General features: G+C 65.6%; 15 protein-coding genes and 1 pseudogene. 11 read left to right on the forward strand and 5 right to left on the reverse strand.

Features of this window, described 5'->3' with window-relative positions:
* A partial coding sequence (locus tag AC1DYD_RS36430) for a Tn3 family transposase (protein WP_478177606.1) occupies positions 1 to 2,172 on the reverse strand: 2,172 nt, incomplete at its 3' end.
* Entirely contained in the window at positions 2,075 to 2,650 is a 576-nt protein-coding gene (locus AC1DYD_RS36435) for a hypothetical protein (RefSeq protein ID WP_478177607.1), read from the reverse strand. The genes AC1DYD_RS36435 and AC1DYD_RS36430, both read right to left, overlap by 98 nt.
* 65 nt (positions 2,651 to 2,715) lie before the next feature.
* Here AC1DYD_RS36435 and AC1DYD_RS36440 point away from each other — a divergent pair, with 65 nt between their 5' ends.
* A complete protein-coding gene (locus AC1DYD_RS36440) occupies positions 2,716 to 2,979 on the forward strand; it encodes a hypothetical protein (RefSeq protein WP_478177608.1) in 264 nt (87 codons plus the stop codon).
* Positions 2,980 to 3,055: 76 nt separating this feature from the next.
* Positions 3,056 to 3,349: pseudogene (locus AC1DYD_RS36445) on the forward strand (insulinase family protein); the annotation flags it as partial.
* A 161-nt stretch (positions 3,350 to 3,510) separates the two neighbouring features.
* On the opposite strand, the gene mdoH reads toward AC1DYD_RS36445, so the two are convergent.
* Together mdoH and AC1DYD_RS36455 are read right to left on the reverse strand one after the other, a co-directional pair.
* Positions 3,511 to 5,256: a glucans biosynthesis glucosyltransferase MdoH gene (gene mdoH / locus AC1DYD_RS36450; protein WP_478177609.1), complete on the reverse strand. Its 1,746-nt coding sequence runs from the start codon at positions 5,254 to 5,256 to the stop codon at positions 3,511 to 3,513.
* Between the two features lie 23 nt (positions 5,257 to 5,279).
* Positions 5,280 to 5,813 carry a cytochrome b gene (locus tag AC1DYD_RS36455; protein WP_478177610.1) on the reverse strand — a complete coding sequence of 178 codons (534 nt, stop codon included), beginning with the start codon at positions 5,811 to 5,813 and terminating at the stop codon, positions 5,280 to 5,282.
* Between the two features lie 675 nt (positions 5,814 to 6,488).
* Between AC1DYD_RS36455 and AC1DYD_RS36460 the strand changes: the two genes are divergently transcribed.
* From AC1DYD_RS36460 to AC1DYD_RS36470, 3 genes are all read left to right on the forward strand, one after another.
* Positions 6,489 to 7,202, forward strand: a complete 714-nt coding sequence (locus AC1DYD_RS36460) for an RNA polymerase sigma factor (RefSeq protein ID WP_478177611.1) — start codon at positions 6,489 to 6,491, stop codon at positions 7,200 to 7,202.
* A 279-nt stretch (positions 7,203 to 7,481) separates the two neighbouring features.
* Positions 7,482 to 8,099, forward strand: coding sequence for an anti-sigma factor family protein (locus AC1DYD_RS36465; RefSeq protein WP_478177612.1), 618 nt, complete (start codon positions 7,482 to 7,484; stop codon positions 8,097 to 8,099).
* A 5-nt stretch (positions 8,100 to 8,104) separates the two neighbouring features.
* Positions 8,105 to 8,944, forward strand: coding sequence for a caspase family protein (locus tag AC1DYD_RS36470; protein ID WP_478177613.1), 840 nt, complete (start codon positions 8,105 to 8,107; stop codon positions 8,942 to 8,944).
* Between the two features lie 10 nt (positions 8,945 to 8,954).
* Here the strand turns inward: AC1DYD_RS36470 and AC1DYD_RS36475 are convergent, their stop codons facing one another.
* On the reverse strand, positions 8,955 to 9,914 hold the full coding sequence (locus AC1DYD_RS36475; RefSeq protein WP_478177614.1) for an alpha/beta fold hydrolase: 960 nt from the start codon (positions 9,912 to 9,914) through the stop codon (positions 8,955 to 8,957).
* Between the two features lie 140 nt (positions 9,915 to 10,054).
* Between AC1DYD_RS36475 and AC1DYD_RS36480 the strand changes: the two genes are divergently transcribed.
* The 6 genes from AC1DYD_RS36480 to AC1DYD_RS36505 all read left to right on the forward strand — a co-directional run bounded on the left by AC1DYD_RS36480 (position 10,055) and on the right by AC1DYD_RS36505 (position 14,466).
* Entirely contained in the window at positions 10,055 to 10,627 is a 573-nt protein-coding gene (locus AC1DYD_RS36480) for a hypothetical protein (protein ID WP_478177615.1), read from the forward strand.
* 72 nt (positions 10,628 to 10,699) lie between these two features.
* The gene (locus AC1DYD_RS36485) at positions 10,700 to 11,023 is read left to right on the forward strand and encodes a hypothetical protein (protein WP_478177616.1); all 324 of its coding nucleotides are present in this window, start codon (positions 10,700 to 10,702) and stop codon (positions 11,021 to 11,023) included.
* Between the two features lie 27 nt (positions 11,024 to 11,050).
* Complete coding sequence (locus AC1DYD_RS36490; RefSeq protein ID WP_478177617.1) at positions 11,051 to 12,628, forward strand: DUF4384 domain-containing protein; 1,578 nt, start codon at positions 11,051 to 11,053, stop codon at positions 12,626 to 12,628.
* A complete protein-coding gene (locus AC1DYD_RS36495; RefSeq protein ID WP_478177618.1) occupies positions 12,612 to 13,028 on the forward strand; it encodes a hypothetical protein in 417 nt (138 codons plus the stop codon). Before AC1DYD_RS36490 ends, AC1DYD_RS36495 begins: the two co-directional genes overlap by 17 nt.
* 31 nt (positions 13,029 to 13,059) lie before the next feature.
* Positions 13,060 to 13,794, forward strand: coding sequence for a GIN domain-containing protein (locus AC1DYD_RS36500; RefSeq protein WP_478177619.1), 735 nt, complete (start codon positions 13,060 to 13,062; stop codon positions 13,792 to 13,794).
* Between the two features lie 60 nt (positions 13,795 to 13,854).
* Positions 13,855 to 14,466, forward strand: coding sequence for an OmpA family protein (locus AC1DYD_RS36505; RefSeq protein ID WP_478177620.1), 612 nt, complete (start codon positions 13,855 to 13,857; stop codon positions 14,464 to 14,466).
* The last annotated feature ends 183 nt before the right edge of the window (positions 14,467 to 14,649 follow it).

The raw sequence follows: 14,649 nt of genomic DNA on the forward strand, positions 1-14,649 counted from the left end.
GCCAGCGATGGCGGCACCGGCTTGTCGTTCATTGAGCACGATCGGCTGGTCGTACACGATGCCGTAGCGATCCAGGACGTGGGTGTAGAGCCCGGCAGCGTAAGTACGACGCCGCGGATCGACGCGTGCGTTCCACAGGTGCTGGGAAGCGTCCAACGACATCATGTCGGCAGAGGCCTTGTCGCCGGGGCCCCATAGCGCTGCAAGCGGGAAGGTGCGCTGAAACTCGACGACGCGCTCATTTGCGCGGCGTAGTCGACCAGACGCCTCCAGTGACCGCATCGCGGCGCTCACCTGGCTCACGCTGAGCGTCGGGATCATGGCGGCGACGCCCTTGGCGTCGATCTCCGTTCCATGTGCCAGCAAACCGGCATAGCAGGCCAGCAGTTCATCGGAACTCGTGGCCTTGTGGCCCAACAACGCCTCGCTGAAATCCGTGCGCACATCGAGTTCGAGCAGGATGTCCGGCAACTGTTGCTCGCCGATCGTCTCGAAGATCGCTCTGCCGGTGCGCTTGGGAACGACTTCGCCGTCGAGCGCCTCCAGGGCCGGCAGATGCAAGTTGCCGGCCGCGTCGATGGTCAGTTTGCCGTCCGACAACGCGTCAGCAACGCTGACCAGGCCAGCGCGGGCGTTGGCAAGCAGTGGATCGAGCAATGCGTCCGCATTGGCGGGCTGCCCCAATATCGCGACGTAGTGGTCATGATGGAGTTTCCAGTCGGCCGTCGGGATCAGCGTGCGGTCGCGGTCGCGGAAACTCGCTGTGTGGTCGAGCCACACGAAGCCGCCGCGCAGCGCCTTGCGCATCGCCGTCATCGTGCAAGCCTCATAGGCCCTGAAGGCACGCTGGCGATCGGGATCGGCGACCAAGTCTCGCCAGGCGCCGCTGACGGTCGGCAGTTCCTCGCCGTCGGGCAGCGCTGTCAGACCTAGTTCACGTAGCGCTCGCCAGGTTTGCCATTGCTTGAGTGCGGGCTGGTCAACGTCTCCCTCGAACTCGAGGTCGCGCAGGCCATCGAGCAGCGGGCGAACGCCAGTCGGCTCATCCGTCAGCGTGCGGCGCATCATTGCGGCGGCGCTGTGGGTGGATGGGTCAATGTCATCGGGAACCATCTGCTCGATGGCTGCCAGCCGTTGCTCGGGCGTGAGCGCGAAGTTTCTGAGCGTGTCTTTGATCGATTTGAAGCGGGCGCGGTAATCCAATGCATCGACGGCGCGCTTGGCGTCCGCCTTGCCGGCTGCACGGCGCACCAAGTCACCGACCCGGCGACCAGCGAGCAACACTACCGTATCGCTGAGTTCCAGCAGGGTCACGCGAAGGAAGCAGATGACTTCCAGCGTCTGGGTTCGGTCTATGCGACGCCGCGATTCGGATGGCGGGCGATTGACGATGGCCCGAGCGTAGGCGCTTTGGCGAGCTGCCGGAATCCCGTCGAGGTTCCACTCATGGGCGCCAAGCCGCTTGAGGATCCGGACCTTGGCCATCGTGTCGGTCAAGGTGCTAGGGCTGTGCCGCGCGGCAGGGGTCTTTAGCCACTCCAGAACAGTTTGGCCTTCAGTGCCGGCGATCGTCTCGCACAGGATGGTCTGGCAGATAATGCGCGCGGATACAGACACCACGGCCTCGATGACCTCGAGTGCTGACTGCTCGACGATAGCAAACGCCTGGCGTGCCGCATCGCGCAACACGCGGTCCGATGGGAGGAGGGTGCGTCGCTCGAAGAGCCACCGCTCGGCACCTTTGACAAGCTCGTCAATGGAGGCTGCATCATTGGCTTGGACTCGGAGCTGCGTCTTCAGCGCCGCGAGTTCCTCCTCACCGCAATTGCCTAGGCCCAGTTGCTCTCGCGCCCAGCGCTGGTGATCGTAGAGGGTTTCCCGGCGTCGATACATCGAGCGCAAGGAAGCAATACTGGTCTGCGTGACGCCAAGTTCCTTGGCCAACTGCTGCAGCAGCGTCTTTGGCACGACCGCAAAGCGGTCGAGTGGGCGGCCGCTCGCGCGCAGAAACACGAACTGCACCGCGACGCCGAGTCGCCGGTCCGGCCGAAATCGCTCGCCGATGGCCTGAGCGTCAGCCGGGGCGAGGTGAAAGAACCGCGCAACGTCGAACTCGGAGAGTGTCCGTGGCAGGTGGTCGGCGCCGACGAAACGCAGGTGAAATTTGGACACATGGCCCTCTGGCGGTTCTTGCCAGGCGCCGGTATGGCCAGCAGCGCCGGGCCGAAATTCCGCGCCTGTCGGCGGTGCCCTGGGAGAAAAGCGCCACAAAATGCACGAAAACCGAGATCACCCCTTTTTCGCCGTGATCAGCGAGGTCAAGCCCTTGTTCCTGATCTTCGTCGCTGGCACGGATGCCGATCGTGTACTTCAGGATCGTCATGATCACAAAGGCCACGAACGCGGACCAGAGCAGGGTGATGCCGATGTCTTGCAACTGCGCGATCATCTGCGCCTCGGCATCGAAGTCCCCCTCCTTGCCGGCCACGTAGTCATAGACGCCGGTGCCGCCAAAGGCCGGGTTGACGAAAAATCCAGTGCCCAGCGACCCCAGGATGCCGCCGATGCAGTGCACGCCGAACGTGTCCAGGGTGTCGCAATACTTCAGCCAGACCTTGAGAGCGACCCAAGCGCGGACGAGCGTGACCATCTTCGCGGTTGGCACAGAACCTAATCTGAGATTGCTGCAACTCAGTGCCAGACAAGGAGAACGACATGGAAGACGATCCTCGCCCCGTCAACGTCATTCGTGCTGATCTGGCCCGAGCCAAAGATCTGCTCGCTGCCTTGGGCTGCGACACCGGGGGCACCGTCCATTGCTTTGCCCGCCAGCGCGTCATGAGCCTGGCCGAGGAGCTCTGCGCTGCAGAGGACGCAGCCGAGCGCATCGCAGAGACGGTCGCATTGAAGTGGATCTATCGCTATGCCAGTGGCCAGGGCCCGGCGATCAATGAAGGCCACGGTCTGCAGGGGCCCTGACACGCCAAGGGCAACGTCGGGGTGCGCGAGGAGGCGTCACGGGCGACCACGCGTTGCTCGATCCCGGCGAGCTTTCGGCGAACCGGTGCACTTGGAGCGGGCGAAGAACCAGCTGACCGTGTCGCGTGTGCGCGCCGGAGAGCGGACCTACGCAATGATGGAGCAAGCCGTCGAAGAGCTCTTCGCCAGCGGAACCGTGACGCCGATGGCCGAAGCGATTGCCATGATCGACGACATCCGCGCGGAAGAAGTGAGGGCGGTGTTCGAGCGGATGCTGGCCAACCCCCGGGCGCTGGCGATCACCGGCAAGGGGGCCAGCGCGCGAACCGCGCGGCAGTTGGCAGCGTGCCTGGTTGCCGGCGTCCGTTAGAACCACGACCGCTTGTGCCGATGGCAGCCACCGCCTGCGAGACCGCGGGCGCTCCTTGGCGGACATCCGCCTTGCTCTAAGCCCGCCGTTCGCTCCTGATGACTTCGGGGGTTGATTGGCCAATTGAGCTGGTCAAGGAGCCGACGCATCGTGCGAGTACTTCATTCCGCCGCCGGTACGGCAGGCGTCGCCACCGAAGCCGGTACCGGCGAGCTGCGCAGCGCCCCCGGCCCAGAAGCCGTCGACGCTTCCTCCGGTATGCGACACAGGCCCCAACGCACCAGCCAGCGGCCGACCGCCGGGTGCGCGCTCAACCAGGCGAACGGGATCGATCCGATCAGTCCGGCCAGGATGGGCGACCAGAACCAGAGCGCGCCCGGCATCCGCGACAACACCACGCCGGCCAGCACGAGGCCCAGCGCCGTCTGCGGCCACAGGCCGCGCAACGCAACCTGCCAGTCGATGCGCCGTACTTCGCGCTGCTGCGCAACCCAGCCGACGCGGCGCCCAAAGGGCAGTCCGAGCAGGAATCCGGTAACGGCCATGGCCACCACCGGCGTCGTGAGCACCCAGAAGCCGAATTCGAGCACGATGCCGCAAGCGATGCGCGGTGCGCCGCCAAAGGCCCGACGCAGTGGACCGCGCAGAAGCACGTCGACCAGGGTGGCGAGCTTGGGCGCCACGCTCATGCCCAGCATCATGAGGAACAGTGCGAGCCCCAGCTCCGGCCTGAAAGGCTGTTCACGCCACAGCCCGAGCGCCATGAAGGCAAGCCAGGCTGGTGCGCCCAGGTACATCGCGATCGCCAACAACAGCTGGCAGCGGCTGACCGGCCGCAGTCCAGGCATCGCGAGCAATTGCAGATATTGCATGTTGCCCTGGCACCAGCGCAAGTCGCGCCGGATGAATTCGAGCAGGTTCGGCGGGTTCTCTTCCCAACTGCCGTCCTCGTCCGGCAATACACGGACTTCATATCCAGCGCGCCGCATCACCACGGCCTCGAGCTGATCGTGGCTCAGCACCGGGCCGCCGAGCGGCGGCGGGCCGGGCAACTCCGGCAGCTTGCAGTGCGCAATGAACGGTTGCAGACGCAAGATGGCGTTGTGGCCCCAATAGGGACCACAGTCACCCTGCCAGCTAGCCGCGCCCAGTGTGTAGGAACGCATGCCCAGCCGCATGCCGAATTGGAACATGCGCGTGAAAGCGCTGGCGCTGGGCAGCCCGGTCACCAGCGTCTGCAGGATGCCGATCGCGGGCCGCGCTTGCATGATGCGCACCAGCCGCAGCATCGCGAGTGGCGTCATCAGGCTGTCGGCGTCGAGCACGATGGCGTAGTCGTGCAGTGGGCCCCAGCGTTCGCAAAAATCGCAGATGTTGCCAGCTTTGAAGCCATTGCGCTGCTCGCGGCGGCGGTAGCGCAGCGCGATGGCCGCGCCGAAGCGCGCCTGCAGTTGGGACATCATGCGGGCCTCGGCCGCCACCGTCTCGGGCTCGTCGCTGTCGCTCAGGACGTAAAGGCGAAAGGCCGCAGCCTGACCGCTGTCGATCAGGCCTTCGAGCATCCAGGCCAGATTGTGAGAGAGCCGGCCCGTGTCCTCGTTGCGAACGCAGGCCAGCAGCGCCGTGGATGCCTCGATGCGCTGCTGCGGGTCGGCGGCCTGGATATGCGGCGCTACCACGGCGGCCGCATTGCGCCTGCCGACCATCAGCGTCAAGCCGATGGCCGCATTCCAGAAGCCGACCACCGTCCAGGGCAGCGTGACCGCGAAGGCCAGCAGCATCGCCAAGCCCGTCGCATCGACCCTTTCGACGAACAGCGTCGCAGCCATCAACCAGACAAGGCCGAGCACCGTGGCTGCGACAGCGACCGCGAAGCCAGCGCGACGCCAACGCAGGCCGGCACTCATTGGCAAAGCCGTTGCGGCAGGCTTCACAGCATGCGGCGCAACAGCCCGTCGCGCCGGATGAAGGTATGGTGCACGACGCCCGCCAGATGTCCCAGGATCAGCAGCCCGATCGCGATCGCCCCGCACAAGTGCAGGAACGACAGCACCTTGGCGAGTGCCTCGTCTTTGCCCAGCGGGGACGGAATCGGCAACACATTGAAAAGCGAAAGGGGGAAGCCCCAAGCGTTGGTGGCAAGGAAGCCGATCAGCGGCATCAGGACCAGCAGCGCATACAGGCCGATATGGTTCGCATGAGCGACATAGCGCATCCATGCCGGCATGTCGCCCGGCAGCGGCGGCGGGGGGTTGAGGCGGCGATTGACGATACGAATCAGCACCAGCACGAACACCAGCACGCCCAGGCTCTCGTGCACGTTGTACAGCCGCATCTTGAAGGCCTCGTCGGCCGGCTCGAAGAAGGCCATCCAGATGCCGACTGGAATGCTGACGAGCAGCACCAGCACGGTCAGCCAGTGCAGCCAGCGGGACGAAGCAGCGTAGCGCGACACAGGTGTCATGTCAGACCTCCAGATTCGTCAAAGGCTGCGCGAAGCGCGCGACTGAGCGGCGTCATCCGGACCATGTCGCCGGCAACTGACCCTGGCACCGCCGGTTCAATGGCAAGTGAGATCAGGACGCGATTATCCCCGGCCGGGGCCATTGGGAAGAAGGCGGCTTGGCCGAATTCTGACCTACGCATGCCAGCACGCACAGCACCCCGACAGCTGCCGAACGCCCCAGCGCAACCAAAGCGAGCAAGCCTCCGTGGGAGCATCAGGCGAAGTGGCAGCCAGGTCATCGCGCGCCAAACGGCGTCACAGCATGAGGTCGCCGGGCGCCCGCGAATAGCAGCAACCGCAGAGCCGAACTTCAGGTCAAGAAGGCGGAAGACGGCAGTGGGCCCAGCAGAGTCGTTCGCTGCGCCGGGGCGCCTGAGGTGGGCGCGGGGCGAGCAGGCTTGCGGCGCAGGCGAATAGTTGCGGGGCCCTCGGCTCACAAGGCGATGCCTGTGGGGCAAAGTTGTTATGTCGCATTCCAGCAAAGTTCAAATGTCGCAAAGTTGGCCGCCAAGGATGACTGCTTCCACCATCTCGTCGTTTGCCTGCCCGGACATCGCGCGAGTGACCACGACGCGATTTTCTTATGCCTGACAGATGCTTAGCGAAATTTGTTGATGTTGGGAGTTCGGCACCGTGAACGCTCTTGTCATCTTCACAAATGCAGATGCCGGTTACCCCAGCCGAGAGATTCGCTATGAATCGGACAGAAACGTTATATTTCGTCACCGCCACCGCACCGCCCCCGCCCGCATGGACAACGACGAGGTCAACCAGCTGCTGGTACGCATCGGCCGCGAAGACCAGGCAGCGTTCCGTCAGCTGTACAAGGCGTTCAGCCGCAAGGTGTACGCGTATGTGCTCAACATGCTGAGCGACCACGCGCGAGCCGAGGAAGTCCTGGCGGACTCGTTTTACGAGGTCTGGCGCCACCCCGACCGCTTTCGCGGCGATTCGCAGTTTTCCACGTGGCTCATCGGAATTGCGCGCAGAAAAGCGCTGATGGTTTACCGTGCGCGGCGGCCTGACGAGGTGCATGGGGATCTCGAAGACATCGCCGAGACCACTGCCTCCGACACGCCGAACGGCTACGCGGAGCTGGCTGACAAGCAACGGCGTGAAGGCGTACAGCATTGCATGGGCAAGCTGTCGGACGAGCATCGCGAATGCCTCCACCTGGTGTTCTACGAGGGCATGAGCCTGGCTGACGTGGCAGAAGTACAGAACTGTCCCGAGGGCACCGTCAAGACGCGCCTGTTCCACGCCCGCCAAAAGATCAAGAATTGCCTGCAGGCGCTGCTGCGCAGCGAAGGGGGTGCCCCCGATGCCAGAGGCGCTCTCGCATCCTGAAACTTGTGGCGTGCCTGGCCATGGCGAAAATAACTTGAACCGTCCGCCGAACTCATGCAACCCAGAGCCGACACGGGCATGCCCCGTGCAGGTAGATCGGGGTCTCTGTGCGGTCGGTCGCGCAAGTTGATATTGTGTGAGCACGCCGCAGTCGGGACAACGGTCGGGTCAGTCACAGGTTCGCGAGAGGCGAAGAATTCTGGTGGTCACCATGGTCGCAATTTTTTCATCACTGCCGCGCCGAATTAGCGCGACCATCGCCACGGGAGCATGGTCATCATGAAAGAACGCTTCGAAGAACTCCTTCCCTGGTACGCCAACGGCTCGTTGGGAGCCGAAGACCGCGCTTGGGTCGACGCCTACATGGCACAGCATCCCGAGGCCCGCAGCGAGTTGGACTGGTATCGCTCACTGCAGGCGCGCGTCCAGGAAAACGCCCCGGCCGTGCCGGCAACGATCGGCCTGGCCCGCACCATGCGCCTGATCCAGGGCGACCGTCCGACCCTGGCCGAGCGCATCGGCGCCTTTTTCGGCAACTTCGGCATGCGCCCGAGCTACGCGCTGGCCGCGCTGGCGGTCATGGCAGTGCAAAGTGGCGTGATCGTGAATCTGCTCGGCAGCGCTCGCGACAGCGCCGACGAAATCCGCGCGCTGCACGCGGTTCGCGTCGAAGAGGGCCCGATGCTGAAGATCAGCTTCGCGCCGGACGCCAAGGAGACCGACATCCGCATGCTGATGGTCCAGGTTCACGGCGAACTCGCTGGCGGCCCTGGCCAGCTCGGCGACTACTACCTGCGTGTGCCGCCCGGCAGCGAAGCGGCGGCGCTCGCGCGGGTCAAGTCCGCCCCGATCGTCCAGGCCGCCGCGCTGGCACCTGGCGTGCCGCCCCGGGAGTAGCCGACATGGCCGCACTGCTGACCCGTCGTGTGCTGCTGCGCGGTGCATTGGGTGCCGCGGCCCTGCCCTTCGGTCCCGCCATGGGCGCCCCGATCGCTGCCAACGACGCCCGGTCGCGCATCGCGTTGGTGATTGGCAACGGCGCCTACCGCGCCGCACCGCTGAAGAACCCGCCGGGCGACGCCGTCGCCGTCGCGGCGGTCCTGCGCGGCCTTGGCTATGACGTGAGCCTGCGCCAGAACACGCGACTGCCGGAACTGATCGAATCGCTGCGCGAGTTTTCGATTCGTGCGCCGAAGGCGGCGGTTCGCGTGGTGTTCTATGCCGGCCACGGAGTCCAGGTGAAAGGACGCAATTACCTGGTGCCGATCGATGCGAACCCGCAGTCCGAAGAGGACATTCAGCGGCAAAGTGCGGACGTCGGCGAGTTCGTCGACCGACTCAGCGCCATCGGCACCGGCACCAACATCGTGGTGCTCGATGCCTGCCGTGTGAACCCGTTCGCCGGCGGCGTCATCGTGGGCCCCGATGGACGGCGCCTGAAATTCCGCGGCGCAACGCCGGGCGGCCTGGCGACGCTCGATGCGCCCGTGGGCACTCTTGTGGCCTTCTCGACGGCGCCGAACGGCGTGGCGCTCGACAGCGCCAGCAGCGAGCACAGCGTCTATGCGCGTCACTTGCTGGCCAACATGTCGATGCCGGGGCTGCAGATCGAGCAACTTTTCAAGCGGGTGCGTATCGGCGTGGCGGAAGATACCGGCCGCGTGCAGGTGCCCTGGGAGTCCTCGAGCCTGACCGCTGACTTCTGCTTCAAGCCGGACGACAAGGGGCGCTGCGGCAGCTGAGCCAGGCCGCTCACGCGTGGTCGTCGATGAAGCGCTCGAGTTCGCGCGCGAAGCGCAGCGGCTCACTGACATGCGGCGAATGACCGGCATGCGGGTAGATCGAGATCTGCGCGTGCTTCACCGTGTCGCGATACCAGCCATCGAGCGGCACACCCGCATAGTGCGGGCTGCGGGCCCCGAGCACGACGAGCAGCGGCGCGTCAAGGCGTGACAGCGAAGCGCGGAAGTCGGCCAGCGCCAGCGATTCGGCGAGGTCGAGCAGTGGCCGGACATCGATGCGTCCCAGACGGTGGCGCAGCATCCGTCCGAGCGGTGCTTCGACACTCAGCTGGCGCTGCAGCCAGGCGCCTCCGAGCGCGCCGACCTCGTTCAACAGCGTGCCGGCCAAATCCTGGCGCGCGCCAGCGATCATTCCCGATAGCATCGCCGCGCTGCAGCTGCCGAACAGCCCGAGTCGCCAGCCGTCGTCCGTCACGATGCGCGGCGACTGGTCGACCAGCGCCACCCCAGCCACCCGCTGCGTGCCATGCAGATGCAGGTATTGCATCAACGTCAGCGCGCCCATGGAATGCCCGACCAGGATCGAGCGCTGCAACCCGAAGTGGTCGAGTGCCTCGGCCAGGTCGTTCGCCAGTCGCGCCAGCGTGATGCTGCCGCTCACCGACCGGCAACTGCCATGGCCGCGTGCGTCCCAGGCGAGCACGCAATGGCGCCGCGCCAGCCTTCGAGCCACCGGCAACCAGTCGCGATGCGTGCATCCGAATCCATGCACCAACACCAGCGGCGACCCGCCGCCGAGGACGCACACGGGAACGACGTGGCCGTCACTGGCCGTAAAGCTGTCGTAGTCGCTCGCAGCGGTCGAGCCGAGACCCATCAACCCCAAATTGCGCAGCGCGTCGAAGGCCCCGCGCAAGCCAGTCAGGCGTGCGGGGTTTGGAGGCGGATCAGGCGGCGCGCTGTCGGGCATCGCGGGCGATCCTACCCCCGTGCGCCATTCGCCCGAAAACTCTTTGAACCGATCCCGGACTGGCCGCAACCCATGGGCGGGAAGGCAAGCAATTCGGCAAGCCCGACCTCAACCCCTGTCATCACTCTCTGGAGATCATCATGCAAATCGTTCGCAAAGCATCCATCCTCATCGCCCTCGGTTTCGCCTTCGGTGGCGCGATGGCCGGCGAAATTGCCAACACCACGGTGCTGTCGACCAACGCCAACAACAACTCGTCCGGCTTCCTGGCCACGGCGCGCCAGAACATCGGTGTGTCCGAGCAGAACTCCAAGATCGCCAACAGCACCGTGCTCGTCAACGGCGCCAACAACTCGGCCTCGGGCTTCCTGTCGACGGCGAACCAAAGCGTCGGCCACGCCGAGGGCAATGGCCAGATCACCAACAGCACGGTTGTCGGCACGAACCTGAACAACAGGGCTTCGGGCTTCCTCAGCACCGCCACGCAGGAAGTGGGCTTCGCCAAGGGCAACGGCACGGTCACCAACTCGCTCGTGCAAGCCAATGGTGCAAGCAACACCGCATCCGGCTTCCTGTCCACGGCCAGCCAGCAGATCGGCGGTGCACAAGGCAACGGCAAGCTGACAAACGCGACCGTCATCGCCACCGGCTCGAACAACAGCGCAAGCGGCTTCCTGTCCACCGCCGCCCAAAGCATCGGAGTCGCCAAGTAACCAGCGCTTCGCTTTCGCCCCTCGTCCGCCAGCGCCAACGGCGCTGGCGGTTTTCCAGCAAGGAGACCCACCATGAATGCAACCCTCGTTCGCACCACCCGCATCGTCCTTGTCGCCCTCACGCTGGGCGCATGCGCCAGTGCATTCGCGGGGCAGGAACTGCTGGAGGTCGACTCGCGGTTCCGCGCGAAGATCGCGAAGGAGAAGATCCGCATCGGCGCACAGCAGCGCAAGGCCGAGGAACAGGGGAAGTCCCTGGATCAAAACCAAGGCACTTGCGGGAGCCAGAGCATCGGCAACATCGACACCGGCGGGCGCATCGGAGCCGCGCCGCGCGAGGTGTTCGTGTTCGCACCCAATGCCATCAACATCGTCGGCCGCGGCGGTTGCCAGTGAATTGAAATTCCTCAGATCGGAGATGCCATGAAACCGCCCCGCATCATGCGCTTGCTAGCGCTTGCCGCACTCGCAGCACTCGCGGGCTGCCAGGCGCTCGAGGTCAAGCAAACAACCATCGAACAGACCGCCGAGATCCGCGTTGGCCCCGAGCAACGGCCTCAGCGCTCGATCACGGGCTTTACGCAGCCGCTGCGCTGCATGGACACGCTGATGCTCGACTACGGCGTGCACGACGTGACGATGCTGACCGAGGAAATCAATGACGAAACGAAAAAGCTGAACGCCGGAACGCGTGACATGCTGATCTCGGCGGTATCGGACATGTCGCGGCGCAGCCGCGCGGTCCGCCTGGTCGCGTTCGGCAAGGACACGTTGAACGTGGTCAGCTTTCTCTCGGCGGCGCAAACCACGGCGGTCTACCAGGCGATTCCGCGCTACGACATCAAGGGCTCCGTGTCCCAATTCGACGAGAACCTGATCAAGAACCAGAAGGACCTCGGCATTGGCTACTTCCCGTACCTCAACCTCGGCGTTGCAAACGACGCGTCCACCAGCATGCTGGCGCTCGACCTGAGCGTGCTGACGACCAGCGACATGGGGATTCTGCCGGGCGTCACATCACGCAATTCCGTGGTGATCATGAAGCAAGGCAAGGGCGTCGACGGTGATGCCGCATATCACAAGTTCGGCATCAACTACAGCATGAACCTGGCACGTTCGGAAGGCCAGTCGCAGGCGCTGCGCGGGCTGGTCGAACTGGCGGTGGTGGAGCTCATCGGCAAGCTGACGAAGACCCCCTACTGGTCCTGCCTGGGCGTTACCGACCCGAAAGCGAATGAGGAAACGCGTCTCGAGATGCTGGATTGGTACAGTTCCATGGCTGCGACGCGCATCGAGCTGATCGCCTACTTCCAGAACCAGCTGCGCCACCGCGGGTTCTACGACGGCCCGATCGACGGGGAATTCAATCCTGCCATCGACGAGGCGATTTCCAACTATCGCGCCCAGCTCGGCCTCAGCCGCGCGGCTGTGCTCGACGATAAATTCTTCAACGCCTTCCTCGCTGCAGACCACAGCAAGATCCAGCGTCCGCCGCAACCGGCACGTTACGTTGCGCCTGGCACGCTTGCCACCACGCTCGGATCACCGACCGCGGCAGCCCCCGCATCGCCGGCGACGCCGCTGAAGCTGTCAGTGGCGGCCCCGAACCAGCAGACGCGGTTTGCCCGCGGGGAGTCGATCAACCTCTCCCTGGCGCCGTCGCAGGACGCCCATGTCTACTGCTATCTGCGGGACGAGGACGCCAAGGTCATACGCTTCTTCCCCAACCGGTTCGCGCAGGACTCGCGCATCGCGTCGGCCAAGCCGCTCACGTTGCCCGGCCCGATGCGCTTCCGGCTATCGATGAATGCGAAGGGCGTGCCCGAGACCGTTTCCTGCTTCGCAACGCCGCGCGACGTGATGGCTTCATTGCCCCAGGCGTTGGTCGGCATCGACTTCGAACCCCTGCCCGGCGTGACGCTCGACATGATCCGCGCCGCCTTCGACAAAGCCAGCGGCGGCACGTTCGCCCAGGAGAACTTCCATGTACAAGCCAAGTGATTTCCTTCCCGATCGTCCGAAGCAGCGCGGCGCCCGCCTGGCGGCGGTGTCCCTGGTGGCCCTTGTCGCCGTGACCGCCATGTTCCTGCAGTTGCCCCGCGGCGCGACCGCAGGCGCCGGCGCAATCGGTGGCGACGACCGTGTCGCTCCCCAGGTCGCGCCGGCGCCACGGGCCGCGAGCAGGAAGGCACTCGCCGCCTATCAACTCCGCTGCTGGCAGAACGGCTTCCTACTGTTCGAAGAGGGGCCGGTCACCCTCGACGCCGAAGCACGGCAGGGTGCAAAGATGGTGGCGATCGACCGCCATGGCAGGGCCTTGATCGTCACCGCCGATCTCAACGGGACGACCTGCCTGGCCCGCCCTGCCCCGCCCTCACCCAGCCTCGCGCTGCCGCGCTGAGGCCACCATCGCCACCGCCTGGAGCCCCGTCATGAACTGGTTCAACCAAGCCTTTCCGGTACCGCCGTCGCTCCGGGCGGCGGCCCTTGCCGCCGGCTGCGCCGCGGTTCTTGCCGCGACCCCTTCCGGGCCCGCTCGGGCGGCCACCGAAACCCGCAGCGTCGCCGACTTCGACGAGGTCATATTTGCCGTCGCCGGCGATGTCAGCATCGAACAGGGCCCACGCGAGTCGCTGACCCTGGAGGCCGAGCCTGCGGTGCTGCGCAAGATCACGACCGAGGTCCACGATCGGCGGCTGCTCATCGGCCTTGGGCCCGGCCGGGTCGAGACCCAGCAGCCGATCCGGATGAAGCTTGGCGTCCAGACCTTGCGAGCCTTCGAGTCGCGCACCGCCGGTGCGATCAGCATCGGACCGCTGCGCAGCGACACGCTCGCGCTGGTGCTGGCAGGCGGCGGCTCGATCCGCCTCGAGCGCCTGGAAAACGCGCGCAACCTCGACGTGCGGATCACCGGTGCCGGCGATGTCGCGGTCGGCGGCGGCAAAGTGACGGCGCAGCAACTTTCCATCACCGGCATTGGCACCTATTCCGCACCCAGGCTCGCGAGCGAGCGCGCCGACGTGGCCATCGACGGCAACGGCGAAGCGCAGCTCGCTGCCAGCAACACGCTGGCGGTGCGCATCGGCGGTGTCGGCCACGTGCGCTATCACGGCGACCCGGCGGTGACGCGTTCCATCCGCGGCATCGGCTCGATCGATAAAGATTGAACCGGGCAGGCGGCGCACGCAACCCATGGGCATCAACCCCAACGCCCAAGGAGCCCTCAAATGATCCGCTACCTCAGCACCCTCGCCCTCGCCCTCGCCGCCGCCGCTGCAATGGTCGCCCCCGCCGCGAGGGCCGAGAAGGTCATGATCTACCACGAAGGCCAGCTCGTGGTCCCCCAGGACGTGGCGGACGTGCTCACCCGTTCGATCCGCCTGCTCGACGATGCGCCTGCAGCCCCGGCGAAGGCCACGGCGGTGGCGGCGGGTTCCCGGGTGAATGCATCGGCGCGTCCCTCGGAAACCGCACATGTCGCGCGCAATGACTCGAAAGCCGCCGCCTCGGCACTGTCCTTGCCGGTACGGTTCGCCTTCGATTCCGCCGAGATCCTTCCGGCCGCACGGACCCAGCTCGACGCGCTTGCCAAGGGCATCGAACTGATGGCGCCGGGAAGCAAGGTCACGATCGAAGGCCACACCGACGCCAGGGGCAGCGCGGCCTACAACCTCGAGTTGTCGCGCAATCGGGCCCGCGCGGTGCGCGACTATCTCGTTCACCAGCACGGCATCGACGCCGCGCGCCTGAAGACCGTCGGGTACGGCGAAGACCGGCCGCTCGAAGACACCGATCCGTACGCCGCCATCAACCGTCGCGTGCAGTTCCGCGGCGCCTGAGCAGTCGCTGCGGAGTGCCCACGGCGGTGCCATGGCCGGATCGCGGCGGCACCGCCCTCCCCTTGTGCCGCCGCAGCGCCCAACCGAGAATGGCATGCGATCGCCAGTGGAGTCCTCGAGGTCCGTCGCATCCATTCTTTCCGCCGTCACCATGATTCGCCGTCGCCTGCTCGCCTGCCTTGG

The organism is Variovorax sp. P4_B11, from assembly GCF_056402355.1.